The sequence below is a fragment of the Micromonospora violae genome, from assembly GCF_004217135.1.
Taxonomy (GTDB): Bacteria; Actinomycetota; Actinomycetes; order Mycobacteriales; family Micromonosporaceae; genus Micromonospora; species Micromonospora violae.
Genome location: NZ_SHKK01000001.1, coordinates 5,600,213 through 5,624,746 on the forward strand (window position 1 = coordinate 5,600,213; position 24,534 = coordinate 5,624,746).

General features: G+C 70.0%; 21 protein-coding genes and 1 pseudogene. 12 read left to right on the forward strand and 10 right to left on the reverse strand.

The features are described from left to right. Positions 1–56: 56 nt before the first annotated feature. The 4 genes from rplI to rpsF form a co-directional block, all read right to left on the reverse strand. Positions 57–503 carry a 50S ribosomal protein L9 gene (gene rplI, locus EV382_RS25155; protein WP_130405782.1) on the reverse strand — a complete coding sequence of 149 codons (447 nt, stop codon included), beginning with the start codon at positions 501–503 and terminating at the stop codon, positions 57–59. A gap of 14 nt (positions 504–517) precedes the next feature. Then, positions 518–757, reverse strand: a complete 240-nt coding sequence (gene rpsR, locus EV382_RS25160; protein WP_013289355.1) for a 30S ribosomal protein S18 — start codon at positions 755–757, stop codon at positions 518–520. 41 nt (positions 758–798) lie between these two features. Beyond that, positions 799–1,332, reverse strand: coding sequence for a single-stranded DNA-binding protein (locus tag EV382_RS25165; RefSeq protein WP_208758496.1), 534 nt, complete (start codon positions 1,330–1,332; stop codon positions 799–801). Between the two features lie 81 nt (positions 1,333–1,413). Further along, entirely contained in the window at positions 1,414–1,704 is a 291-nt protein-coding gene (gene rpsF, locus EV382_RS25170; protein ID WP_036411437.1) for a 30S ribosomal protein S6, read from the reverse strand. Between the two features lie 645 nt (positions 1,705–2,349). Here rpsF and EV382_RS25175 point away from each other — a divergent pair. After that, positions 2,350–3,141 (forward strand): deoxyribonuclease IV, encoded by a 792-nt coding sequence (locus EV382_RS25175; RefSeq protein WP_130405786.1) that lies wholly within the window; start codon positions 2,350–2,352, stop codon positions 3,139–3,141. A 218-nt stretch (positions 3,142–3,359) separates the two neighbouring features. Here the strand turns inward: EV382_RS25175 and EV382_RS34000 are convergent. The 3 genes and pseudogenes from EV382_RS34000 to EV382_RS25190 all read right to left on the reverse strand — a co-directional run. Beyond that, positions 3,360–5,012, reverse strand: a pseudogene (locus EV382_RS34000) (hypothetical protein); the annotation flags it as partial. 499 nt (positions 5,013–5,511) lie between these two features. After that, positions 5,512–7,020, reverse strand: a complete 1,509-nt coding sequence (locus tag EV382_RS25185; RefSeq protein ID WP_130405788.1) for a glycosyltransferase family 87 protein — start codon at positions 7,018–7,020, stop codon at positions 5,512–5,514. A 125-nt stretch (positions 7,021–7,145) separates the two neighbouring features. Then, positions 7,146–9,383 carry a transglycosylase domain-containing protein gene (locus tag EV382_RS25190; protein WP_425271932.1) on the reverse strand — a complete coding sequence of 746 codons (2,238 nt, stop codon included), beginning with the start codon at positions 9,381–9,383 and terminating at the stop codon, positions 7,146–7,148. Here EV382_RS25190 and EV382_RS34005 point away from each other — a divergent pair. After that, positions 9,346–10,077 carry a hypothetical protein gene (locus EV382_RS34005; protein ID WP_425271933.1) on the forward strand — a complete coding sequence of 244 codons (732 nt, stop codon included), beginning with the start codon at positions 9,346–9,348 and terminating at the stop codon, positions 10,075–10,077. The genes EV382_RS25190 and EV382_RS34005 overlap by 38 nt on opposite strands. Before the next feature lie 139 nt (positions 10,078–10,216). Here EV382_RS34005 and EV382_RS25195 read toward each other — a convergent pair whose 3' ends face one another. Beyond that, positions 10,217–10,666 carry a DUF5318 domain-containing protein gene (locus EV382_RS25195; protein ID WP_130405792.1) on the reverse strand — a complete coding sequence of 150 codons (450 nt, stop codon included), beginning with the start codon at positions 10,664–10,666 and terminating at the stop codon, positions 10,217–10,219. A gap of 175 nt (positions 10,667–10,841) precedes the next feature. On the opposite strand from EV382_RS25195, the gene EV382_RS25200 reads away from it, so the two are divergent. From EV382_RS25200 to EV382_RS25210, 3 genes are all read left to right on the forward strand, one after another. Then, entirely contained in the window at positions 10,842–11,480 is a 639-nt protein-coding gene (locus EV382_RS25200; RefSeq protein WP_130405794.1) for a PadR family transcriptional regulator, read from the forward strand. A 23-nt stretch (positions 11,481–11,503) separates the two neighbouring features. Next, positions 11,504–12,583 (forward strand): inositol-3-phosphate synthase, encoded by a 1,080-nt coding sequence (locus EV382_RS25205; protein WP_030331825.1) that lies wholly within the window; start codon positions 11,504–11,506, stop codon positions 12,581–12,583. Between the two features lie 151 nt (positions 12,584–12,734). Then, entirely contained in the window at positions 12,735–13,388 is a 654-nt protein-coding gene (locus EV382_RS25210; protein ID WP_130405796.1) for a hypothetical protein, read from the forward strand. Positions 13,389–13,423: 35 nt separating this feature from the next. On the opposite strand, the gene EV382_RS25215 is transcribed toward EV382_RS25210, so the two are convergent. Further along, on the reverse strand, positions 13,424–13,903 hold the full coding sequence (locus tag EV382_RS25215; protein WP_130405798.1) for a methylated-DNA--[protein]-cysteine S-methyltransferase: 480 nt from the start codon (positions 13,901–13,903) through the stop codon (positions 13,424–13,426). Between the two features lie 189 nt (positions 13,904–14,092). Here EV382_RS25215 and EV382_RS25220 point away from each other — a divergent pair, with 189 nt between their 5' ends. Next, a complete protein-coding gene (locus EV382_RS25220; protein ID WP_130405800.1) occupies positions 14,093–14,635 on the forward strand; it encodes an NfeD family protein in 543 nt (180 codons plus the stop codon). A 26-nt stretch (positions 14,636–14,661) separates the two neighbouring features. Further along, positions 14,662–16,179 (forward strand): flotillin family protein, encoded by a 1,518-nt coding sequence (locus EV382_RS25225; protein WP_130405802.1) that lies wholly within the window; start codon positions 14,662–14,664, stop codon positions 16,177–16,179. Positions 16,180–16,241: 62 nt separating this feature from the next. Here the strand turns inward: EV382_RS25225 and EV382_RS25230 are convergent, their stop codons facing one another. After that, on the reverse strand, positions 16,242–17,702 hold the full coding sequence (locus tag EV382_RS25230; RefSeq protein ID WP_130405804.1) for a CCA tRNA nucleotidyltransferase: 1,461 nt from the start codon (positions 17,700–17,702) through the stop codon (positions 16,242–16,244). A gap of 126 nt (positions 17,703–17,828) precedes the next feature. Between EV382_RS25230 and murJ the strand changes: the two genes are divergently transcribed. The 5 genes from murJ (at position 17,829) to trxB (ending at position 24,519) form a co-directional block, all read left to right on the forward strand. Next, positions 17,829–19,577, forward strand: a complete 1,749-nt coding sequence (murJ, locus tag EV382_RS25235) for a murein biosynthesis integral membrane protein MurJ (RefSeq protein WP_130405806.1) — start codon at positions 17,829–17,831, stop codon at positions 19,575–19,577. 445 nt (positions 19,578–20,022) lie between these two features. Next, entirely contained in the window at positions 20,023–21,630 is a 1,608-nt protein-coding gene (locus EV382_RS25240; protein WP_130405808.1) for a protein kinase family protein, read from the forward strand. Between the two features lie 43 nt (positions 21,631–21,673). After that, entirely contained in the window at positions 21,674–22,390 is a 717-nt protein-coding gene (gene sigM, locus EV382_RS25245) for an RNA polymerase sigma factor SigM (protein WP_130409189.1), read from the forward strand. Further along, positions 22,387–23,385 carry a hypothetical protein gene (locus EV382_RS25250; RefSeq protein WP_130405810.1) on the forward strand — a complete coding sequence of 333 codons (999 nt, stop codon included), beginning with the start codon at positions 22,387–22,389 and terminating at the stop codon, positions 23,383–23,385. The genes sigM and EV382_RS25250 overlap by 4 nt, the downstream gene beginning before the upstream one ends. A 183-nt stretch (positions 23,386–23,568) precedes the next feature. Next, complete coding sequence (trxB, locus tag EV382_RS25255) at positions 23,569–24,519, forward strand: thioredoxin-disulfide reductase (RefSeq protein WP_130405812.1); 951 nt, start codon at positions 23,569–23,571, stop codon at positions 24,517–24,519. Positions 24,520–24,534 lie beyond the last annotated feature (15 nt).

Here is a 24,534-nt window from a genome sequence, read left to right on the forward strand (position 1 = left end):
GCACGAGGGCCCGCGCCGATCGCTCGGTGCGGGCCCTCGTGGTGGTGTTGCGGACGTCAGCCCTGAACGACGTTCAGGTCGAAGGACGCGGTCACCTCAGGGTGCAGCTTGATCTTCACCGGGTAGGTGCCGGTCGACTTGATGTGACCGGGCACCTCCAGCCGACGCCGGTCGAGGACCGGGCCGCTGGCCGCCTTGACGGCGTCGACGATCTCGGCCGGGGTGACCGAGCCGAAGAGCCGTCCGCCGTCGCCGGCGCGGACCTTCAGGTTGACCTTGAGACCCTCGAGCTGAGCCTTGACCTCGTTGGCGTGGTCGAGGTCGCGGATCTCGCGGGCCGAACGGGCCCGCTTGATGACCGTGACCTGCTTTTCCGCGCCCTTGGTCCAGGCGATCGCGAAGCCCTGCGGCAGCAGGTAGTTACGGCCGTAGCCGTTCTTGACCTCGACGATGTCGCCCGGGGCACCGAGGCCGGACACTTCCTGAGTCAGGATGATCTTCATATCGGTGCCTCCTCTCAGCGGGTGGTGGCCGTGTACGGCAGGAGCGCCATCTCACGGGCGTTCTTGACCGCGCGGGCGATCTGCCGCTGCTGCTGCGAGGTCACGCCGGTCACCCGACGAGCGCGGATCTTGCCGCGGTCGGAGATGAACTTGCGCAGCAGCGCGGTGTCCTTGTAATCGATGTAGGTGATCCCGTCCTTGTCGAGCGGGTTCACCTTCTTCTTCGGCTTGCGAAGTGCCGCAGCCTTGGCCATTGCACGTGCTCCTGGTTTGCGATCGCGGGCGCTCGGCGCCATTAGAACGGTGGCTCCTCGTCATAATTGGCGCCCGAACCGGCACGCGCGGGAGAGGGAGCGGCCGAAGCCCAGGGGTCGTCGAAGTTGCCTCCGCCGCCGCCCTGGTTGCCACCACCACCGCCACCGAAGCCGCCGCCACCGCCGCCGGAGCGGGACATCTTCTGCACCTTCGCCGTGGCGTAGCGCAGCGACGGGCCGATCTCGTCGACCTCAAGCTCGATGACGGTGCGCTTCTCGCCCTCGCGGGTCTCGTACGACCGCTGACGCAGCCGGCCCGACACGATCACCCGAGCGCCACGCTGCAGCGACTCGGCGACGTGCTCAGCAGCCTGACGCCAGACGGTGCAAGCGAGGAACAGCGGCTCGCCGTCCTTCCACTCGTTCGACGCCTTGTCCATGTATCGGGGCGTCGAAGCGACTCGGAACTTGGCGACCGCAGCCCCGGAGGGCGTGAACCGCAACTCGGGGTCATCGGTCAGATTGCCGATGACCGTGATGGTGGTGTCTCCTGCCATGACCATCTCCTCGCGCACTCAGCGTCTCGTCGTACAGGCTCGCAGAGCCCTACGACAGAGTCGCGGAGGCTGATCCGGACGAACCGGGGGTTTGAAGGCTTAGCGCATTTCCGGTCGGAGGACCTTGGTGCGCAGCACGGACTCGTTGAGTCGCAGCTGACGGTCCAGCTCGGCGACCGCAGCAGGCGTGGCCTGCAGGTCGACGACGGCGTAGATGCCCTCTGCCTTTTTGTTGATCTCGTACGCGAGGCGCCGGCGGCCCCATACGTCGGTCTTCTCAACCGAGCCACCCGCGGTCCGAATCACGTTCAGGTACGTGTCGAGCGACGGGGCGACGGTGCGTTCCTCGAGGCTGGGGTCGAGGATCACCATGATCTCGTAATGACGCAAGACGTGCTCACCTCCTGTGGGCTAAGCGGCCACGGTCCTTCCGTGGCAGGAGGTCTTGTGTCGCTGCCCGCACGCGCCGAGGGAACCCGGCCGGACGCGGACAACCTGACCAGGATACCCGGTCCGGACGATCATGCCCGGAGTGGTCGGGTGCCCATCCGGACATGCCGACGGGGGCCCACCGCGCGGCCGTCGATCGGCCGGTGATGGACCCCCGTCTACAAGGCCGCGGGGCGTCTGGTCCGCATTCCTTGGGTGGGACCTGGGGAGGAACGACCACACCGATGAGGTTGGACCGAAGACGCCCCGCGGAGCTTTATCGTGTTGTTATCTGACGGTACAACAGCACTCGTACCTTGTCGGGGGAAAAAGCACAATTTTCCGAGATTCTTCATCGATCGGAACCTGCGGGGCGATGGGGCGCTGGGCGATGGGGCCGCCCCCGCTGCGCCGGGCCGCGCGGCGGGGGTGACCTCGCTGTCGGCCGTCGACCACCGGTCGCTGGGTGCGACGCTCGCGCCGCTGGCGGCACCGGGTGGCTGGTCGCCGGTTTCACACCCATCAACGATCGTCGGTCCGTCCGGTGACGCGACACCGCCCCGGCCGTCGCCCCGGCCGTCGGGGTCGCGACGTAGGCTCGCTCGCATGCGTATCGGAGCCCACGTCGATTCGACCGACCCGCTGGCGGAGGCGGCCGCCCGGTCCGCCGACACCGTGCAGTTCTTCCTCGCCGACCCACAGGGTTGGAAGGCGCCCAAGCCCCGCGAAGACGCCGAGCGGCTGCGCGCCGCTGAGGTCGACCTGTACGTGCACGCGCCGTACGTCATCAACGTGGCCACGCTCAACAACCGCATCCGGATTCCGAGCCGCAAGCTGCTGCTCGGGCACGCCAACGCGGCCGCCGCCGTCGGCGCCAAGGGCCTGATCGTCCATGGCGGGCACGTCAACGCCGGCGACGACCTGGCCGTCGGCTTCGACAACTGGCGCAAGACCTTCGCGTACGCGGCCGACTCCGGCGGCTTCGGCGTTCCGGTCCTGATCGAGAACACCGCTGGTGGCGACAACGCCTGTGCCCGACGGCTGGACGCGCTCGCCCGCCTCTGGGACGCCATCGGTGACTACGAGGTCGGCTTCTGCCTGGACACCTGCCACGCGTACGCGGGTGGCGAGGAGTTGCTCGGCCTGGTCGACCGGGTCAAGGCGATCACCGGACGGATCGACCTGGTGCACGCCAACAACTCCAAGGGCGCGTTCAACTCCGGCCAGGACCGACACGACAACCTGGGCGGCGGGACGATCGACCCGGAGTTGGTGGTGGCGGTGATCCGGGCGGCCGGCGCACCGGTGGTCGTCGAGACACCGGGCGGTGTGACCGGACAGGCGGCCGATATCGACTTCCTGCGTGAGCAGCTCGGAGCGGAGAGCTCGGCAGCATGACGAGCGGACAGCCCGGGACCGGCAACGCCCGGCCCACCCCCACCGGCACGGACGCGGGCACCTCCGCCCCACCAGCTCGCACCTCCGGCACGGCCCCCGCGGGGACCACGGTGAGCCAGCCGCCCCGGGGCGACGGCGACACGACCGGCGGTCCCGAGCCCGACCCCGCGAAGAACGGCACCGCGAAGAACGGCACCGCGAAGAACGGCACCGCGAAGAACGGCACCGCGAAGAACGGCACCGCGAAGAACGACCCCGCGAAGGACGACGCGCCCAAGGACAGCAGCGCGACGGACGACGCGCCCAAGGCCAGCAGCGCGACGGACGACCCGGCCAAGGACGACGGCGCGGGAAAAGACGACGACCAGGCCAAGAGCGACGACCCGGCCAAGGGTGAGAAGTCGAGCGATGCCGACGGTCCGGACGCGGCTGACAAGACGACGAAGGCGATCGGCCCGGAGCGGTGGGAGGCATTCGCCTCTGCCCCGGAGCCGAAACCCCCCATCCTCAGCCGGGCCGGTCGCGTTGTCGGTCGGTTCCTGATCCACGAGTGGACCCTGGCCACCCTCGGCGCGCTGGCACTGGCCGTGCTGATGACCTGGCCGACACTGCGTTATCCGCGCTACACCCTCCCGCAGGACTACTGGGACCCGAGCCTGCAAGCCTGGCAGATGGCCTGGTCCGGGCACATCCTGCTGGCCGACCCGGCCCGTCTGTGGCAGTCCAACACCTTCTTCCCCGAGCTGTGGAGCTTCGCGTTCTCCGACACGCTGCTCGGGTACGCCCCGGCCGGGATGCTCGGCAGCGGTCCCGAGGACGCCATACTCCGCTACAACATCATGTTCGTCCTGGCCCACGCGCTCGCCACGCTCGGCGCGTACGCGCTGGCCCGACAGCTCGGGGCCGGCCGGATCGGGGCGGCCGTCGCCGGCGTCAGCTACACCTACGCGCCGTGGCTGCTGGCCCAGGCCGGGCACCTGCACGTGCTCTCCAACGGCGGGATCCCGTTGGCGCTGGCGATGTTGGCGCGCGGGCACGGGTGGTCGCTGCGGCACGGCTACCGGCCGGACCGCCGCCATGACGGCTGGGTCTACGCCGGTTGGCTGGTGGCGGCCTGGCAGCTCAGCCTCGGTTTCGGCATCGGGCTGCCGTTCGCGTACTTCCTGGCCGGCGCGGTGCTGGTCGCTGCCGTTCTGTTCTTCGTGCGGCGGCTGCGCAGCGGGCAGGCCATTCCGTTCGGTCGCCGACTGTTCGCCGCCGACGTGCTCGGCGGGGTGCTGTTCGCCGGTGTCGGTCTGCTGATGGCGTTTCCGTTCTTCAAGGTGACCGAGCTGCACCCGTACGCCGAGCGCACCATCGGCGACATCAGCATCTTCTCGCCGCCGGCGTCGGGCTTCGTGACGGCACCTGGGGAGTCGCGGATCTGGGGTGGGCTGCACGAGGGGGCCCGGGAGGCGCTGCCCTGGCATCCGGAGATGACCCTGCTGCCGGGCTTCGTGCTCTACGCGCTCGCCGCGGGTGGGCTGCTCTTCTCGGTCTGGCGGCTGCGGCACCGACTGCTGCTGCTCGCCGGGGTGCTGGTGACGATGGCCTTCGCGATGGGCACCCGGTTCTTCGACGGCACCTTCACCTACGTGCCGCTGTTCGAGCACCTGCCGGGCTGGAGCGCGTTGCGTACCCCCGGCCGGTTGATGCTCTGGACCACGTTGTTGCTCGGCCTGCTCGCGGCGGGCGCGGTCACCGCCCTCACCGACCGGGTCCGCGAGTTGACGGCGCAGCGGATTCCGTCGTGGCCGGGGCCCTGGCTGCGGATGGCCACCCTGCTGCCGTTGCTGCTGGTCACCGTCGAGGGCCTGAACACCACTCCACATCCGGTGGTGCCGACCCCACCGGCGGCGATGCGGTCGGCGCAGGGGCCACTGCTGGTGCTGCCCAGCAATCAGAGCCTGGACCAGCACGTGATGCTCTGGTCGACCGACGGGTTCCCCGACGTGGTCAACGGCGGTAGCGGCTTCACGCCGCGCCAGCTCGACGACGTCCGCCGGGTGAGCCAGTCGTTCCCGGACCAGACGAGCGTCGACTACCTGCGCACGCTCGGCGTCCGCACGGTCGTGCTGCTGCGCGGTGAAGTGGCCGACACGCCGTGGGAGATCGGCATCGACGCGCCGGTCGAGTCGCTCGGCATCACGCGCCAGGAGGTCGGCGACGCTGTCGTCTATCGCCTGTGAAGCTCTGGCGGCTCGTCGCGGCTGCTCTCTAAGGCGGGTTTTCGGGGGAGCCCACCCGGCTCCGGGCGGTCAGGCTTGATCCCTGCGCCGGGCGGGCTCCCCCGAAAACCCTGACGTGGTCAGGCCGCGTCAGCCTGGGGGGTCAGGTGGCGGTTGCGGGCTCGCGTGACGGTTCGTCGGTCAACGGTTGGCGGCGCCAGCGGTCTATCCAGGAGGCGTCTGGTGCGCCGTCGAGGACGCCGCCGTCCGGGTCGTCCGGGTACGTGGCCCGCACCGCGTCCTGCTCGGGGTGCAGGATCTCCTTGACGACGAACACGCAGAGCACCACCACAGTGGTCAGCCGCAGCGTCGAGGCCAGCACGAACACCCCCTCCGGGAAGACCGGTCGGCTGGTTGCCGCGCCGAGCAGTTCCCCGTAGAAGGCGACGAAGTAGCAGACCTCGGCGATCTGCCAGGCCAGGAACGCGCCCCACTTCGGGCGGGCCAGCACCACCAGCGGAAGCAGCCAGAGGACGAACTGCTGCGACCAGACCTTGCTGAAGATGAGGAACGCCGCCACCACCAGGAAGCCGAGCTGGGCCAGCCGGGGCCGGCGCGGTGCCCGCAGCGCCAGCACGGCCACGCCGAGGCAGGCCAGCCCGAACAGCGCGTACGACAGGGTGTTGAGGGTCGGGATGTTGGCGTTGAGCCATTCGAACGGGCCGAGCTGGGTGGGGTCGTTGCCGACCTTGCCGTCCAGGTAGCGCCCGATGTACCAGAGCGTGCCCCAGTCGATCGGCCGGGTGGTGTTCAGCTCGAAGAACCGGTCCCAGTTTTCCGGGTACGCCCGGGCGGCCGGCAGGTTCACCAGCACGACGGCGGCGACCGCTGAACCGACGGCGACGAGCGCGGCACGTATCCGGTCGGCCCGCAGCGCGAGGATGAGGATCGGCCCGAGCAGGAACAGCGGCCAGAGCTTCGCCGCGCCGGCGAGCCCGAGCAGCACGCCGGCCACCCCCGGTCGTTTTCGGGCCCAGGCGAGCAGGCCGAAGGCGGCCAGGCCGATGGCGAGCAGATCCCAGTTGACGGTGGCGGTGAGCAGCAGGGCCGGGGCGAGGGCGAACAGCGCCGCGTCCCAGGGTCGTCGGCGGCGCAACGCCAGGATCACCGCCACCGTGGCCACCGCGAGCGCGCCCAGCACCAGCGCGTTGAGGTTGTAGAACCACTGACCCTGGTTGATGCTCGGGTCGTCGGCACCGACGGCGTGCACCGGCAGACCCAGCGCCCCCATGAAGTAGCCGGTCAGCACCGGGTACTCGACCGGGTGGTCACGATAGGGCACCTTGCCCTCGTTGAGCCCTTCGGCGTAATAAAGGGCGAGGACGTCGGTGTAGCAGAACCGGGTGTACTGGATGTTGTTCTGCCAGGCGCCGCTCTGGCAGGGCGATTTCTGCACCCAGTGCAGCGCGAGGGTGAGGCACACCAGTGCCAGCACGATCCGCACGGCCGTCCAGAAGCGACGCTCCCGACCGACCGGCCGGTCCAGCGCGGTCGCGTGGTCGCCGAGCGGGCCACCGATGACGCTGGAGAGGCCGCGGACGAACCCGTCGGAACGGGACGGGTGATCGGTGGTTCCGGCGTCGTCGATGCCGGGCGTCGACTGGGTGCTCATGAAGAGGCATCCTGCCGTACGACGGGGGTGCCCGTCCTGTCCCGGCGCGGAGTTCCGGGTACGAAAACGCCGCCGCCGGTCGGACAGGTCGTCCGGCCGGCGGCGGCGTGGTGCGGTGGCCCGGGTCAGTTCCGGTCGGGAGGCAGGCTGGGTAACAGCCCACCGCCTCTCCCGTCGCCTCCGCCGGGATTACCACCGGGGTTGCCGCCAGGATTGCCGCCAGGGTCACCCCCGGGGTTACCGCCGGGGGTGTTGCCGCCGGGGTTGCAGAACAGGTCGATCAGCGGATTGCACAGGGGGTTGCCCCCCTGGCCCGGGTTGGTCGGCGGCGGTGGCGGCGGCGGCTCCTCGCCGTTGCCCTTCGTGACATCACCCTCGCCGGTGACGGTGGGCAGGGAGATCTCCTCCTGGCCCTTGAGCGCGGTGTTCATGAACTTTTCCCAGATCGGACCGGGGAGCGTCGAACCACCGATGTCCTTGCCGTTCTTGAGCTTGATCTGCGGCTTGGTGATGTCCCGGCTGCCCACCCACACCGCCGTGGCGTTCTGCGGTGTGTAGCCGACCGTCCAGGCGTGCGCGTTGTCCTTGCTGTTCCATTCCCAGGTGCCCGTCTTGGCGGCAGCTTGACGTCCGTCTTCCAGGGAGATGTTGTTCGGCCGCGGGATCTGCTTCAGGACGCCGGTGACCTCGTCAGTGACCTTCTTGGGGATCCGCTCCTCCGGCTTGATGCGCTCGCTGCCGACCACCTTCCACTTGCCGGTGTCCTTCTCCTGCTGCTCGATCTTGACGACGAAGTGGGCCTTGATGTACTTGCCGTCGTTGGCGAACGTGGCCATGGCGTTCGCGTGGTCGAACACGGTCAACGGGTACTTACCGAAACCGGTGTAGTTGTCGAACGGGGTCCGCCCCTTCTTCGACAGGTCGTAGGCCTGCGGCGGGTCGACGCCCCACATGGTGGTCACGCCCGCCTTCCGGGCCATGTCGACGACCTTGTCGGCGCCGATCGTGTCGGCCACCCAGTAGAAGGGCACGTTGTACGACTGGACCGTCGACTCTTCGAGGGTGCAGTACTTGCCGCACTTGAGGTTGGTGCGGTTGGCGTTACCGATCGTGTCCTTGGAGCCCTCGGGCTTGTACGGCGTGGGGTCCCAGTGCGACTTGACGGAGATGCCGGCCTCGATCGCGGCGGCCAAGGTGTACACCTTCATCGACGAGCCCGGCGGATGACCACCGGCCAGGTTGCCGTTCTTGTCGATGTTCTTGCCGGCGTAGTCGAAGTCGGCGCCGCTGTCACCGCCGTAGTAGGCGAGCACGCGGCCCTTCTTCGGGTCGATCGAGACCACCGCCGCCATCAGGTTCTTCGGCTGGTCGTAAAGCAGGGAGCCCTTCTTCGACTGCATCGCGATGTTCTCGGCGGCGGTCTGGAGCTTCGGGTCGATGGTGGTGGTGATCCGGTAGCCGCCGTCGCGCAGCGCGTCGACACAGCTCGTCTTGCCCTCCGCACCGGTGTCGGAGCAGAGACCCATCTGGTCCATCTCCTGACGGACGTAGTTGATGACGTTGCCGCGCGGGGTGTCGACGCCGAAGCCGTTGCCTCCCTTTTTCGGCGGCAGCACCTTGGGGTACTCGGTGGGCGCCGGGGGGTGGTTGGGGGAGTCCAGCCAGCCCTCCTTCTTCATGCCGTCGATCACGTAGTCCCACCGCGACCTGGCGTCGGTCGGGTTGACCGACGGGTCGTAGCCCCGGTGGGTATCGGTCGCCTGCGGCTGCTTGATCAGCGCAGCCAGCACCGCGCCTTCGCCGGGGCTGAGCTTGATGGCCGACTTGCCGAAGTAGGTCTGCGCCGCCGCCTCGATGCCGTACGCGCCACGACCGAAGTAGATGACGTTCAGGTAGTGCTGCATGATCTCTGGCTTGGTGTACTTGTCGTTCAGCTTGGAGGCGAGGATGGCCTCCTTCACCTTCCGGCCGTACGTGTCGTCCTGGAGGTTCTCGAACGCGTTGCGGGCGTACTGCTGGGTGATCGTCGAGGCACCCTGCTTGTCGCCGTTGGAGACGTTGTTCCACGCGGCCCGGACGATGCCCTTGTAGTCGACGCCCGAGTGCCGGTAGAAGTTCCGGTCCTCCGCGGCGGCGACCGCGTCCTGCACGTGCTGCGGGATCTGCTGGATGGTGACGAAGCTACGGTTCTCGCTGCCCAGCTTGGCGAGCTGCGTCTTGCCGTCCTTGGCGTAGACGGTGGTGGACAGCGGCAGCGGCATCTCGTTCGGCATGACCACGTTCGTCGAGTAGTAGGTGAACCCCACCACCCCGATGCCGGCGAGCATGATGAAGACGGCGAACCCGGCGATCAGCAGGTTCATCCGCTTGCGCTTCTTCGCCCGCGCCGCGGCACCCGAGCTGCCCGCACCACGACCGCCCCGACCGGGACCACCCGGCCCACCCGGTCCTCCGGGGCCGCCTGGCCCACCGGAGACCGGCGAGACGCTCGCCCGGGCGACCGCCGCACGACCACCGACCGACGCGGAGCCGACGCTGGCCCGACCCGCCGAGGCGGTGCCGACCGAGGCGGCACCAACGGCGGCGGCACCGACCGAGGCCCGGCCCGCCGGTGCGCCCGGCGCCGGGGAGACGGGCACCGAGGCCCGACCTGCGCCGGCGCGGCCTGCGGCCACACCCGGTGCCGGCGAGACCGGCACCGAGGCCCGACCGGCCCGACCGGCCGCTGCCGAACCCACCGAGGCGGACCCGGCGGCCGCGCCACCACGCGACGGCACCGAGGCGGAGCCGCCGACCGTGGCACGACCACCGGCAGCCCGCGGCGTCACCGAGGCACGACCCGGGGTCGCCGCGCCGCCGCCCGAAGCTGACCAGCCGCTCCCGCCGGAGTTACCGCCGGGTCTGCGGTACGCGTCGTCCGCGCCCGGTCCGGGCTCACCGTCTGGGCCCGAGTGCTGGGCCCGTCCGCGCGCAGAACTGGGATCGCCGTACGAGTTCATTCCTCACACCCTGCCGGTCGCGGTGGGACGCGACTGCGCCGCCACCGGGTTGCCGTGAGTTGCTTCACCCGGAACGCCGGCACGGGGGTGCCCGGCGACCGAGGTCATTGCCGTATCAATCGGGCCAATCGGACCAACAAGCGGTCGACCGTCCCGGGTTCCGTCTGCGGCTCCGGGGCCGGTCCAACCAGTTGAGATCACCGTTGCGCCTCTCGCCTCCGCCGACCGGCGCCTTCGGCGCCCGCCGCGTCCTGCTCGCCGGTGGCGTCGCTGTCACCGGTGAGGCCGTCCCGGCCGAGCAGATACTGCTCGACGAGATGGTTCCAGTCACAACCGAGGCACACCTCCACCACGAAGACCTGGAACTCACGCAGCGTCATCGCCAGGACGGGCAACTCGGCCAGTGTCCGGGCCTGTCCGGCGGACTGCTTGAGTTCGTCACCGTAAATGTAGTGGACGAGGGTCAGGTTTTCGCTGCGGCAGATGGGGCAGCGCCGGTCGGTGGGCTCGCCGTGGAACCGAGCGGCATTCTTCAGGTACGGCGATGCGTCGCAGACGTCGTACGTGCCGACTCGACCGGCCAGGAGCTCACGCAGCACTGCTCGCTTCTGAAGCGAGTAGTCGACGACCTGGCGCTGCGTACGCATGCGGAGAAGGGTACGCGGTCCGGCCCGAGCAGGCGACCATGCTCACAATCCGTGACGACAGCATCTCCAAACGGGGGTTTGCCCTGGCTCACGCGAACCGCTAACGTGCGATGTATCGGTCCGATACATCGCGGCGGTTACCGCTCCCCGCCGGAGGGTAAAGAGAGGGTGGCCAGTGCTTGAGTTCGCCATCCTCGGCCTCCTGCAGGAGTCTCCGATGCACGGCTACGAGCTGCGCAAGGAGCTGGCCGCCAAGCTCGGCGCGATCCGGGCGGCGATCAGCTACGGCTCGCTCTACCCAACGCTACGCAGGCTGCAAGCGGCGGGTTGGATAACCGAAGCTGCTGAGACACCCGCCACTGCCGAGGAGGTTCCCGCGCTGACCAGCCGACGAGGTCGGGTGGTCTACAAAATCACCGCGGAAGGCAAGGAACGCTTCGCCCAGCTGATCGCACAGGCGGGGCCCGAGACGTACGACGACACGGGCTTCGGGGTGCACTTCGCGTTCTTCGCCCGGACCGACCAGGCGACCCGACTGCGCATTCTGGAGGGTCGCCGCCGCAAGATCGAGGAGCGTCGCGAAGGGCTTCGTGACGTGCTGGGCCGGGCGGCCGAGCGCCTCGACGCTTACACGCTGGAACTGCAGCGCCACGGTCTTGATGCCTGTGAGCGCGAGGTCCGCTGGCTGGAGGAGCTCATCGCCAACGAGCGCTCCGGCCGAGCCCCGACGGTCCCGAACATCGGGACAGCCGGCGGCCGACGAGAAGACAACAGCCCGCCTCCGCCTGGAGAGACCAGGAATGAGCGGCCGTGACAGAAAAGAAGGAGGCAGACGCTATGGGCTCCGTCCGCGTCGCCATCGTCGGTGTGGGTAACTGCGCCTCGTCCCTGGTTCAGGGCGTCGAGTACTACCGGAACGCCAACCCGAACGACCGCGTCCCGGGTCTCATGCACGTCGCCTTCGGCGACTACCACGTCAACGCCGTGGAGTTCGTCGCGGCATTCGACGTGGACGCCAAGAAGGTGGGCATGGACCTCGCGGAGGCGATCGTCGCCAGCGAGAACAACACCATCAAGCTCTGCGACGTGCCGCCGACCGGCGTGACTGTGCAGCGCGGTCCGACCTTCGACGGTCTGGGCCAGTACTACCGCGAGATCGTCGAGGAGTCGGACGCCACCCCGGTCGACGTGGCGCAGGCGCTGCGCGACGCGCAGGTCGACGTCGTCGTCTGCTACCTGCCGGTCGGCTCCGAGCAGGCCGCCAAGTTCTACGCCCAGGCGGCGATCGACGCCGGCTGCGCGTTCGTCAACGCCCTGCCGGTCTTCATCGCCTCCGACCCGGAGTGGGCGCAGAAGTTCACCGACGCTGGCCTGCCGATCGTCGGCGACGACATCAAGAGCCAGGTCGGCGCCACCATCGTGCACCGCGCCCTCGCGAAGCTCTTCGAGGACCGCGGCGTCGAGCTGCTGCGCACGTACCAGCTCAACTTCGGCGGCAACATGGACTTCATGAACATGCTGGAGCGCAAGCGGCTCGTCTCGAAGAAGATCTCGAAGACCCAGTCGGTCACCTCGCAGATCCCGCACGAGATGAGCAAGAGCGACGTGCACATCGGCCCGTCGGACCACGTGCCGTGGCTGGACGACCGCAAGTGGGCGTACATCCGCCTGGAGGGCCGCTCGTTCGGCGACACCCCCCTGAACGCCGAGCTCAAGCTCGAGGTGTGGGACTCCCCGAACTCGGCCGGCGTCATCATCGACGCGGTCCGCGCCGCGAAGATCGCCCTGGACCGGAAGATCGGCGGCCCGATCCTGTCGGCCTCGTCGTACTTCATGAAGTCCCCGCCGGTGCAGTACGCCGACCACGACGCCCACCAGGCCGTCGAGGAGTTCATCGCCGGTGAGGTTGCGCGCTGACGCGCTGAATCATCAAGCAGGTCGAAGGGCCGGGTCCGTGCGGACCCGGCCCTTCGACGTCGATCGGCACCTGGGGTACGAGAGCTGTCCCGTGACCCCCGCCACCGTTTCCGGGACCACGGAAAGCCGGGAGGATATCGATAATCGATACATGATCTCCCCCACCGGCACCACTGCGCCGGTCCCGCACCCGGGCCGGCCTCCTCGGCCCCGCAGCGTCGCGACGGCCTGCCTGTTGCTGGCCCTGGCCGCCGTCGCGCACCTGGCCGCGCTGCCACTGACCTACTGGCACCAGGACTTCTTCCACGAGGCCGCCAGGTCCTTCACGCCCACGGGTGGGGTGAGTTTCGCCGCGCTGGGCAGCACCGCCGAGCTGGCGGCTGACCTGTTGACGGCGCTGCTGTCCCTCGTACTCCTCGCGCTGGCCGCCACCAACCTCGCGGGTGCGAACGGCGCGCGGATCGCGTCCTGGGCCACCGCACCGTTCCTCGCCTGCTGCGCCACCGTCGGGGCGGTCCGGTCCCCGCGCCCGCTCTACTCCGTCTACTCCCCAGAGGACATCGATCGGATCACCGCGATGGCACGGGATGCCATGCCGGGTTGGTTGGAGCCCCTGCTGCTCACCCTGGGTCTGGGTGCGCCGGTGGCGATAACCGTCGCGCTGGTCCTGCTGGCCCTGCCACCGGCCAACGGCTTCTTCCGGTCGAGGCCGTCAGTCGACCCGGCGTGGCCCGCCCACTCGGGTGACGTCGTGCCGAGGTCCACGACGGCGGTCGGCCCGGAAGGGTCGACCGGGGCCGGGTAGGGCCCACCGGGGACGGCCAGCCACTGCGGGACGACTCAGGACCAGGCGTGCCGCAGGGCGACCCCGGCCTCCAACTCCAGCAGCGTGACCTTGCGGGGCAGACCTCCACCGAAGCCGACCAGCTTGCCGCCCACGCCGACGATCCGGTGACACGGCACGATCACCGGAACCGGGTTGCGGTTGCAGGCCACTCCCACCGCCCGGGCCGCCCCGGGATCGCCGACCAGGCGCGCCACCTCGCCGTAGGTGAGCGTCTCCCCGTACGGAATTTTCGTCATCTCCCGCCACACGGCCCGCTCGAAGTCGGAGCCGCGCGGCATCGACACCGGGACGGTGAACGCGGTCAGCTCACCGGCGAAGTACGCCCGCAGTTCGGTCACCGCCTGCCGGGACAACGCGTCGCCGGGCTCGTCGGCCGCTGCGTCGACCCGGCCGAAGGCGGCACCGCAGACGTTCGCGCCGTCGCTGGCGACGGAGAACTCGCCGATCGGTGAGTCGAGCACGGTCCAGCGCATCAGCCCATTCTCCCCGACCCGGGCGACGTTGCCGGCACGGCTACCAGCGTCGGGTCGAACGCCACTCCTCGGCGGCCCGGACCGCCTCTGCCGCTGCGGCTCGCTCGGCGTGCGCCCGTGCCACCGGGCACTGTCCCTTTTTGATCAACATCAGCGGAAGATCATCTTTGCCTCTTACGCGACCGCCCGATGTTGCGCCACGTCGATACCGTGCAGGTCGTGGCAACGGGGACGCTCATTTTTCTGATCATCGGTGGGGCGGGCATCGGCGTGCTCGCGCTCGCCCTGCTCGGCACCGAGTTGTTCCACCTCGGGCACCCCGACGTGGACGGCCCGATCTCGGTCGAGACGGTCGCCGGCTTCGCCGGGGCGTTCGGGTTCGGCGGTGCCATCGTCAACGAACTACTCGGTGCGCGTACCCCGGGCATGGTCGTCGGGGCGGTGGTCGGCGGCGTGCTCGCGGCCGTGCCCACCGCCTGGTTGGCGTCCCGGCTGAGCCGGTCGGCGCGCGACATGCGCACCGACCCCACCCCCACCCGTGACGACCTGGTCGGGGCCCTCGGCCTGGTCGTGACCCCGGTGCCGGCCAACGGGTACGGCGAGGTTCGCATTCGCCTCGCCGGCCAACCGGTCAAGCTCAGCGCCCGCGCGGACCAGCCGATCCCGATCGGTGCCCAGGTCTTCGTCGTGCAGGCGCTCAGCGAGACCAGTGTGCACGTCGAGACCTACTGACCCCCTCATAGACGGGACTCCTTTATATGGCCCTCCTCATCGCCATCGGTGGCGCGGTCCTCCTCGTGCTCATCCTGGTGCTCTTCGTGCTCTCCCGGATCAAGGTGGCCGGCCCGAACGAGGCGTTCATCGTCACCGGTCGCAAGGGTCGCACCACGCAGACCGCCGACGGTGGGCGGTCCACCGACACCTCCGGGCAGAAGGTCGTGCTGGGCGCCTCGGTCTTCGTCCTGCCGGTGGTGCAGAAGCTCCAGTCGCTCGACCTGTCCAGCCGGCGGATCGACGTCGGCATCCGGGGTGCCGTGAGCAAGCAGGGCATCCGGGCCGACCTGCACGGCGTGGCGATCGTCAAGGTCGGCGGCACCGAGGACGCGATTCGGGCCGCCGCGCAACGGTTCCTGCACCAACAGGACGAGATCGACAACTTCACCCGCGAGGTGCTGGCCGGCGCGCTGCGCTCGATCGTCGGCCGGCTCACCGTCGAGGAGGTCATCCGGGACCGGGCGGCGTTCGCCAGCGCGGTCGCCGAGGAGGCCGAACACTCGATGACCAACCAGGGCCTGGTGCTGGACACGTTCCAACTCCAGGACATCCTCGCCGAAGGCTCCTACCTGCAGGACCTGGGCCGGCCCGAGGCCGCCCGGGTGCTCAAGGACGCGGCGATCGCCGAGGCACGGGCCCGGCAGCAGGCCGAGCAGGAGCGGCTGCTCGCCGAGGAGGCCATCGCCGAGGCGAACCGCAACCTGGCCCTCAAGCAGGCCGGCATCCAGGCCGAGATCGACGCGGCGAAGGCCAAGTCCGCGGCGGCCGGTCCGCTCGCTCAGGCCGAACGGGACCAGGCGATCCTCTCCGAGCAGCAGAAGGTGGCCGAGCGCAACGCAGAGCTCAAGCAGCGTCAACTCGACACCGAGGTTCGCAAGCCGGCCGACGCGGCCCGGTACAAGGTGGAGCAGGAGGCCGAGGCGTCCCGCAACGCGGCGGTGCTGCACGCCGACGCGCAGCGGCAGTCCGTCATCGCCGCCGCGCAGGCCTCCGCCGAGCAGGCCCGGCTCACCGGTGAGGGCGAGCGGGCCCGCCGGGCCGCGCTCGCCGAGGCCAACGCCATCGAGGGCGCCAAGGAAGGTGAGGCCGAGCAGCGTCGGCGCTCCGCCATCGCCGAGGCGGTCGAGCGGGAAGGTCAGGCCGAAGCCGCGGCCATCCTGGCGAAGGGTGAGGCCGAGGCGGACGCGATGGCGCGCAAGGCCGAGGCGTTCGCCGCGTACGGGGAGGCGGCCGTTCTGGACCTGCTGGTCAAGGTGCTGCCGCAGGTGGTCGAGGCGGCCAGCGCGCCGATCGGGGCGATCGACAAGATGACGGTCATCTCCACCGACGGCGCGTCGTCACTGACGAAGTCGGTGGCCGGCAACGTGGCCCAGGGTCTCCAGCTCGGCAGCGACCTCACCGGGATCGACCTGCCCGGTCTGCTGGCGCGGCTCGGGGCGGCATCCGCCCCGGCCGGCAACGGCACCGCGGCCGTCGACGGGAAGGCCGTCGAAAGCCGCTGACTCCGTACGCCGACGGGCGCCGCTCCCCATGGGGGTGGCGCCCGTCGCGTCGTTGGGGCTCGCTACTCGATCAGGCCCTCGGCGCGGGCCCACCGCAGCAGCTCCGCCTCGGCGGCGTCGCGGTCCAGCGGGCCGTGCTCGAGGCGCTGCTCCTTGAGGTGCTTCCACGCCCGCCCGACCACCGGCCCCGGCGGTACGCCCAGCAACTCCATGATCGCGTTGCCGTCCAGGTCGGGTCGGACCCGGGCCAGGTCCTCCTCGGCCGCGATCCGGGCGATCCGATCCTCCAGCGCGTCGTAGTCGGCCGCGAGTTGGGCGGCCTTACGCCGATTCCGGGTCGTGCAGTCGGAACGGGTCAGCTTGTGCAGGCGGGGCAACAGGTCACCGGCATCGGCGACGTAGCGGCGCACCGCCGAATCGGTCCACTCGCCCCGCCCGTACCCGTAGAAGCGCAGGTGCAACGCGACCAGCGCGGTCACCTTCGCGGTGACCTCCTTCGGGTACCGCATCGCCTTCATCCGGGCCTTGGTCAGCCGCGCGCCGACCACCTCGTGGTGGTGGAAGCTGACCCGGCCGTCGGACCCGACCGCCTTCGTCGCCGGCTTGCCCACGTCGTGCAGGAGGGCGGCCATCCGCAGGATGAAGTCGCAGCCCTCCTCCTCGTAGGAGATGGCGTTCTCGACGACCGTCAAGGTGTGCTCGTAGACGTCCTTGTGCTGGGCGTGCTCGTCGATCTCCAGCTTCAGCCCGGTCAGCTCCGGCATGAACCGCTCGGCCAGCCCGGTGTCGACGAGCAGCCGCAGCCCGGTGATCGGGTCCGCGCCGCAGAGCAGCTTGGTGAACTCGTCGCGGACCCGCTCGGCGGTGATCCGGTCCAGGTCGGCGGCCATCTCGGTCATCGCCAGGTGCACATCCGGGTGTACGGCGAAACGCAGCTGCGCCGCGAACCGGGCGGCCCGCAGCATCCGCAGCGGGTCGTCACCGAACGACTCGGCCGGCGTGCTCGGCGTACGGATCACCTTGGCCGAGAGATCGTCCAACCCGCCGTGCGGGTCGGTGAACCGGTGGTCCGGCAGGCTGACCGCCATCGCGTTGATGGTGAAGTCACGCCGCTTCAGGTCCTCGTCGAGGCTGGTCCCGTACACCACCACCGGGTTGCGGCTGACCTGGTCGTACGACTCCGCGCGGAACGTGGTGATCTCCAGCCGCAGGCCGTCGCGCTGGGCGCCGATGGTGCCGAACTCCCGACCGGTCTCCCAGATCGCCTCGGCCCAGCCCTTGATGATCTCCAGGGTCTCGTCGGGGTGCGCGTCGGTGCAGAAGTCAAGGTCGTCGCCGAGTCGACCGAGCAGGGCATCCCGGACCGAACCGCCCACCAGGTGCAGTTCGTGACCGGCGCGGACGAACCGGCGGCCCAACTCGTCGGCGACCGGGGAGACCCGGAGCAGTTCGGCGACGGCGTTGCGCTGCGCGGCGGTGAGTTCGCGGCGGTCGGCGGCGTGAGGTGCGGAGGCTTCGGACATGGGATCGCCAGCTTATCGGGCCGGGGTGTGATCCGATCCGCCGGGCGCGGGTAACGGGTGGGGGTTGACTATGGTCTGTGGCGTGCGGGTCGGTGTCCGACCCGACGTACCCCTGGGAGGCTGGAGATGAGCGGCGGGCTCTACCGCAGCGCCAACGCCGCGAACGACGGCGGGGCCGTACCCCGTCCCGGGGACGGTGCCACCTTCATCTCCGCCGAGCCGCTGAACCAGCCGGCCATGGAGTCGACCGCGCCGCCGCAGGAGCAGGTGGGCGAGGCGAGCGCGGCGGCCAACAGCGCGGTGATGGCGATCGGCAGCCTGGTCAGCCGGGGTACGGGCTTCCTGCGGACCCTGGTGCTGACCGCCGCGCTCGGTGGCGCGCTGGTCGGTGACGCCTACACCACCGCGCAGATCCTGCCCGGAATGGTCTACGAGTTCCTCCTCGGCGGAATCCTCACCAGCGTGCTGATCCCGGTGCTGGTCCGTCGGCGCAAGGTCGACACCGACGGCGGCCAGGCGTACGCCCAGCGGCTGTTGACCCTGGCGGTGGTCACCCTGGCGGTGGCCGCGCTGGTCGCGGTGATCGCCGCGTCGCTGCTGACCCAGCTCTACACCAGCGACAACCGCGGTGAGGACTACCAGGAGCTGGTCACCAGACTGTCGTACCTGATGCTGCCGATGATCTTCTTCACCGGCCTCAGCGCGTTGATCAGCGCGGTACTCAACACCCGGGGTCACTTCGCCGCCCCGATGTGGGCGCCGATCCTCAACAACATCGTGGTGATCGCCACCGCCGGCCTCTACATCGCGATCTTCGGTGCGGAGATCGTGAAGCCGAACGAGATGACCACCGGCCGGATCCTCTTGATCAGCGGTGGCACCCTGCTCGGTGTCGCGATCCAGGCCGCCGGCCTGCTGCCGGCGCTGCGCAAGGTCGGTTTCCGGTGGAAGCTCCGCTTCGACTTCCGCGCGCTCGGCCTGCGTGAGCTGGGCCGGCTCGGCGGCTGGATGTTCTGCTACGTGGCGGTCAGCCAGGTCGGCCTGATCGTGCTGTTCAACCTGCTCAACCGGGCGGGCGACGGGGACGCCGGCGCCCTGATCTACAACAACGTCTTCCTGCTGCTGATGATGGCGCACGGCATCATCGCCGTCTCGATCATCACCGCGTTGATGCCCCGGATGAGCGCCGCTGCCGCCGACGGCCGCTACGCCGACGTGGCCGCCGACCTGTCCCGGGGCACCCGCACCGTCTCGGCGGTGCTCGCTCCGATCGCCGTCTGCTACGCCGTGCTCGCCACCCCGCTGGCGGTGGTGCTGTTCCGCTACGGCGCGTTCAGCGACGAGAACGCCGCGGACACCTCGCTGGTGCTGCTGCTGGCCGCGCTCGCCCTGGTGCCGTTCGCGATCAGCCAGCTCTTCACCTTCGCCTTCTACGCCCTGCCGGACACCCGCACCCCGGCGTTGATCAACATTCCGGTCGTGGCGCTGCGGATCGGCGTGCAGATCGTGCTGTTCGCCGCGTTCGCCGCCCACTTCGCAGCGGCCGGGATGATGATCGGTAACGCTGTCTCGTATCTGGCGGCCGCGATCGGCTCCGCCTGGCTGCTCCGTCCGCGGGTCGGCCGGATCGGGCTGGGCCACATCATGCGCACCCTGGGCCGGGTCCTGGTCGCCGCGCTCGGTGCCGCGCTGGTCGGCCTACTCGTGATCAACCTGCTGCCCGGTGGTGACACGCCAAGCTGGGCCCAGGCCGTCATCCAACTGGTGATCGGCGGAGCGGTGATCGGCGGGACCTACCTGGGTCTGGCGATGCTGCTGCGGATCGGGGAGATCACCGAGGTGGTCGGGATGGTTCGCCGGCGACTCGGTCGCTGAACGCCAGCATCCGATTACAACAAGTTGACACTCATACGGATCGTGACCGTGGATCACCAGGCTGGGGATGCTCCTGTGGATAACTCCGCGATTCGCCGGTCAGATGCCGCTTCGGCCTGTGGATAACCAACCGTACGGCTGAGGGTGGCGACCCGATCGGTGGGAACGTACGAGGCGACGGGAGTATCGGGCCGGCCCAGCCCCGACGGCGGTCACTTGCGGTGAAGCCGTAGATTAGCTAGTACATGTGCCAGCAACGTGGCTGACAACGGTCGTAACCGGACGAGTTCACCGACTGCCGGAACCCTGCCAGGTACGGCGGGAAGATGACATGTCGGAGAGACGGGCAACCCGGGTAAGGTCGCTCTCGACGGGTACGGCAGGGGTCGACGCTGGGCGTCGACACCGGTCGGCCGGTTCCTTCAACGGCAGAGCGGGAAGCCACATGCCCAGCAGTTCGGGTTCATCGATCGACACGATCACCGAGGGAGGACGGGTGACCCAGGTCGGCGAGGGTCAGGAGGCGGACGAAAGCGCTCCTCCGGTCATGACCTTCGGTGCTCCCACGGCCGGTGAAGTCCTCGCCGAGCGGTACGAACTGGTTGAGCACATCAACAACGACAGTGCGGGTCGGCTGGTCTGGCGCGGGGTCGACGTCATCCTGCGCCGTCCCGTTGCCGTCGTGCTCCGTTACCCGGGTGGCGACTCCGCCACCGAGATGCTTCAGGCCGCCGTCGCGGCCAGCCGGGTCATCCACCCCAATCTGGTCGGCGTCTATGACGCGATCGACGAGGCCGACCGGGCGTACGTGGTGCGCGAGTGGGTCGACGGGCAGTCCCTGCGGGATCTGGCGAACGACGGCCCTCTGGACCCGGCTCGGGCCACCGCCATCGGCAACGCCGTCGCGAGCGCGCTCGCCGCGGTGCACGCCACCGGCATGGTGCACGGCAACGTCCACCCCGGCACCGTCATGATCAGCGACGAGGGCCGGGTGGTTCTGGCCGACGCCCGCACCGACGGCGCGGACAGCCAGGAGAACGACATCCGGGCGGTCGGCGGAGTCCTCTACTTCGCGCTGACCGGCTCCTGGCCGCACGCCGAGGCACCGCTGCGTGGCGCCACCGCCGGCCACGGCCGCGCCGCCATCCCGGACGCTGTCCGGGACGCTGCGGGTGCCCTCGCGGCACCCCGCCAGGTTCGTGCGGGCGTCCCGGCGTACCTGGACGACCTGACCATGGATCTGCTCGACGCCGAGATCGCCCCGCCCTCCTCCGACGTGCTCGCCGCCGAGTTGGCGCGCCTCGACGTGCCGGCCGAGGAAGAGCACTACCTCGACAACAGCGGGCCGCTGCGGTTCGCCGCCGACACCGAGGAAGAGCCGTCGCCGCTGGCCGCGGCCGGGGGTCGCAAGGTCGCCGTCGGCATCGCCGGTCTGCTGGCCGTCGCCCTGGTCGGTCTGCTGATCGGGATCATCTCGCTGGGCGGCGACGACGAGGACCCGCAGTCCAACCCGGTCGCCGCGCCGAGCTCCAGCGCCCCGGCCGGCGACGCCACCCCGGCCGCCGCGACGGCACGCAAGCTGACCGTGAAGAACGTCCGGATCATCGACCCGGACAGCAAGGACCGCACGGAGATCGACGGCGCTGAGAAGGTCATCGACGGTGACGAGGACAAGGGCTGGGAGACCGAGACCTACCGGGACCGGCCCAACTTCGGCAACCTGAAGAAGGGCATGGGCGTCTGGATCGACCTCGGCGAGCCGCACACCGTCAAGTCGGTGCAGGCGGTGCTGTCGGCCACCAACGCGTCCGCCCAACTGCTCGCCGGCACGATCAACCCGCCGTCCAGCAGCAACGGCGACAAGCAGTTGGTGGCGAACTACAAGACCGCCATCGGCCAGCCGTTCGAGGACCACGACGGCACCACCATGACGTTCAACGGCTTCGACGCCGACAAGAAATACCAGTACCTGCTGTTCTGGATCACCGAGTTGCCCCCGTCCGAGGGTGGGTTCAAGCTGGGGGTTCAGGAGATTACGGTCCAGGGTTCGTGAGTCGGGCACCACGATTCGGGCACCGCATCCGCTGGACGCGGTGATGGACGGGCGCGCCGCCGCGGGGGACCTGGAGCTGCTGCGCGCGCACGTCGCCGGGGACCGGGACGCCTTCGCCGAACTGTTCCACCGGCACCGTGACCGGTTGTGGGCGGTGGCCCTGCGGACGCTCGGCGACCGCGAGGAGGCAGCCGACGCACTCCAGGATGCCCTACTGTCGGCGCATCGGGCGGCGGGCCGGTTCCGCGGCGACTCCGCCGTCACCACCTGGCTGCACCGGATCGTGGTCAACGCCTGTCTGGACCGGATCCGCCGCCGGCAGGCGCACCCCACCGTGCCGCTGCCGGACGGCAACCGGGCCGAGGACGGATCGGGCACCGGCGGGCTGGAACCGGCGGCACCGGCAGCCGACCACGACACCGTGCTGGTGGTCCGCGAGGCGCTCGCCGCGCTGCCCGTCGAGCAACGCGCCGCGCTGGTGCTGGTCGACGTGGAGGGCTATCCGGTCGCCGAGGTCGCCCGCATCCTCGGCGTGGCCGAGGGGACGGTGAAGAGCCGGTGCGCCCGGGGTCGGGCCCGGTTGGCCGTGCTGCTCGGGCATCTCCGTCCCACCGCCGTCGCGACGCCGTCGACCCGACCGGCACCGGCCGCCCCGGTCCCCGGCGTGCCCGGCGTCACGCCGGGGAACCCGGGCACGGTGGAGGGCGTCGGATCAGGGTCAGGCCGGTACCGGTGGGACGCCAACCAGGAGGACACGTGACGACCGAGGGGTTCCGGGAGGTCGACGTCGACCTCCTCGCTGACTACCTCGGCGGGGCGTTGGACGGCACCCCGCAGCAGGACGAGGTCGCCCAGTTGGTCGCCGCGGACCCGTCCTGGGCCGAGGCGTACGCGCTGCTGGCCCCCGCCGTTGCCGAGGTCCGGACGGACCTGGCCCGCTGGGCCGAGCCGTCCCCGGAGATGCCGTCGGCGATCACCGACCGTCTCCTGGCCGCGCTGGCCGCAGAGCCGACGAACGACGACTCCACCGAGGAGGCGCCCGGCGTCGCTCCGGGCGGCGAGGCGGCGACGCCGGTGGTCGTACCGGCGCAGGGCGGTCGTCGACCGGCCGCCCCGACGCCCGTCCGGTCGGGGCGTTGGGCGTCCACCGGTCCGGGCCGTCGCCGAAGCGGCTGGGCCCGCCGTGGCGCACCCGTGGCCGCCGCCGTGATCGCCGTCCTCGCCGTCTCACTGGGCCTCAACCAGCTCTCGCGCGGGTCGGAGGACGCCGGCGGCACCAGCGCCATGGACCAGCCGGTCAACGCGCCCGATGCCGCGGCGGGGGCCGCGCCGTTCCGTACCACCGCGTCGGCACTGCGCAGCGGTACGAACTACACCCCGGAGACCCTCGGCAGCGCCCACCGCACGGACGCTTCGAGCACACCGGCTACCAGCCGGGCGACCGGTGCGACCCCCAGTCAGCAGCCGGAGGTGGATGCCGAGGGCGAACGCCGGCCCTCTCCCACCGGCTCGGACCAACTGGCCCGGTTGACCGACGAGACCGCGCTGACCACCTGCCTGGCCAGCATCGCGACGGAGCACGGTACGGCCCCGCTGATGGTCGAGTTGATCGACTACGCGCGGTTCCAGGGCGAGCAGGCGCTGATCATCCGCTTCACCGATGCGAACGGAGTCCGGTGGGCCTGGGTGAGCGGCCCGGAGTGCGGAGTGCCCGGGTCCGGCTCGGACAGCAGGTATTGGGCGCGGGTAGGGTGAATCCACGGTCAATGGCACGATGACCGCCCACGTGACCTGACCCACCGGATGCCCGGCTCGGGAATCCCCGGTTCGTACGATGACGTTCTGGAAGTCAGCTGCCGGCCCCACCCAGGCGTCGGCAACTCGGATCAGCATCGGTGCTCGCGCCGACGCCGAACACACACAACTCGGGAGACGGCAGTGGACGAGGTCCGCAACCTGATCATCATCGGCTCCGGGCCGGCTGGCTACACAGCGGCCGTCTACGCCGCACGTGCCAACCTGAAGCCGCTGATCATTGAGGGCGTGCAGTCCGGTGGCGCGCTGATGACGACGACCGAGGTGGAAAACTTCCCCGGTTTCGCTGACGGCATCCTCGGCCCCGAGCTGATGGACAACATGCGCAAGCAGGCCGAGCGGTTCGGTGCCGAATTCCTCACCGACGACGTGACCCGGGTCGAGCTGGTGGACACCGGCGACGCCGGCTCCGGTGCGGTGAGCACCGTGTGGGTTGGCGAGACCGCCTACCGGGCACGATCCATCATTCTCTCCACCGGTTCGGCCTGGCGCCCGCTGGGCGTGCCCGGTGAGCAGGAATACCTCGGCCACGGCGTGTCCGCGTGTGCCACCTGCGACGGCTTCTTCTTCCGCAACCAGCACATCGTGGTCGTCGGTGGCGGCGACTCGGCGATGGAGGAGGCCACCTTCCTCACCCGCTTCGCGGAGTCGGTGACCATCATCCACCGCCGCGACTCGTTCCGGGCCAGCAAGATCATGGCCGACCGGGCGCTGAGCAACGAGAAGATCAAGGTCGAGTGGAACAGCACCGTCGAGGAGATCCTCGGCGACGACGGCAAGGTCACCGGCGTACGCGTCCGTAACGTGCACACCGGCGAGACCAGGGTGATGGATGTGACCGGCGTCTTCGTCGCCATCGGTCACGACCCCCGCAGCGAGCTGTTCCAGGGCCAGGTCGAGCTGGACGACGAGGGCTACGTGAAGGTCCACGCCCCGAGCACCCGCACCAACGTGCCCGGTGTCTTCGCTGCCGGCGACGTGGTCGACCACACCTACCGTCAGGCGATCACCGCGGCCGGCACCGGTTGTGCCGCCGCGCTCGACGCCGAACGGTTCATCGCGACGCTCAGCTGAACACAGAACAGATCC

Bases quoted from the DNA above. Each gene is read 5' to 3' on its own strand.
- sigM (WP_130409189.1), top strand. From the start codon at position 21,674: ATGGACGGGCGCGCCGCCGCGGGGGACCTGGAGCTGCTGCGCGCGCAC.
- EV382_RS25205 (WP_030331825.1), top strand. From the start codon at position 11,504: ATGGGCTCCGTCCGCGTCGCCATCGTCGGTGTGGGTAACTGCGCCTCG.
- EV382_RS34005 (WP_425271933.1), top strand. From the start codon at position 9,346: ATGATGAAGACGGCGAACCCGGCGATCAGCAGGTTCATCCGCTTGCGC.
- EV382_RS25230 (WP_130405804.1), bottom strand. From the start codon at position 17,702: ATGTCCGAAGCCTCCGCACCTCACGCCGCCGACCGCCGCGAACTCACC.
- EV382_RS25215 (WP_130405798.1), bottom strand. From the start codon at position 13,903: ATGCGCTGGACCGTGCTCGACTCACCGATCGGCGAGTTCTCCGTCGCC.
- EV382_RS25190 (WP_425271932.1), bottom strand. From the start codon at position 9,383: ATGAACCTGCTGATCGCCGGGTTCGCCGTCTTCATCATGCTCGCCGGC.
- rplI (WP_130405782.1), bottom strand. From the start codon at position 503: ATGAAGATCATCCTGACTCAGGAAGTGTCCGGCCTCGGTGCCCCGGGC.
- EV382_RS25225 (WP_130405802.1), top strand. From the start codon at position 14,662: ATGGCCCTCCTCATCGCCATCGGTGGCGCGGTCCTCCTCGTGCTCATC.
- murJ (WP_130405806.1), top strand. From the start codon at position 17,829: ATGAGCGGCGGGCTCTACCGCAGCGCCAACGCCGCGAACGACGGCGGG.
- rpsR (WP_013289355.1), bottom strand. From the start codon at position 757: ATGGCCAAGGCTGCGGCACTTCGCAAGCCGAAGAAGAAGGTGAACCCG.
- EV382_RS25240 (WP_130405808.1), top strand. From the start codon at position 20,023: ATGCCCAGCAGTTCGGGTTCATCGATCGACACGATCACCGAGGGAGGA.
- EV382_RS25195 (WP_130405792.1), bottom strand. From the start codon at position 10,666: ATGCGTACGCAGCGCCAGGTCGTCGACTACTCGCTTCAGAAGCGAGCA.
- EV382_RS25220 (WP_130405800.1), top strand. From the start codon at position 14,093: ATGTTGCGCCACGTCGATACCGTGCAGGTCGTGGCAACGGGGACGCTC.
- EV382_RS25210 (WP_130405796.1), top strand. From the start codon at position 12,735: ATGATCTCCCCCACCGGCACCACTGCGCCGGTCCCGCACCCGGGCCGG.
- EV382_RS25185 (WP_130405788.1), bottom strand. From the start codon at position 7,020: ATGAGCACCCAGTCGACGCCCGGCATCGACGACGCCGGAACCACCGAT.
- EV382_RS25175 (WP_130405786.1), top strand. From the start codon at position 2,350: ATGCGTATCGGAGCCCACGTCGATTCGACCGACCCGCTGGCGGAGGCG.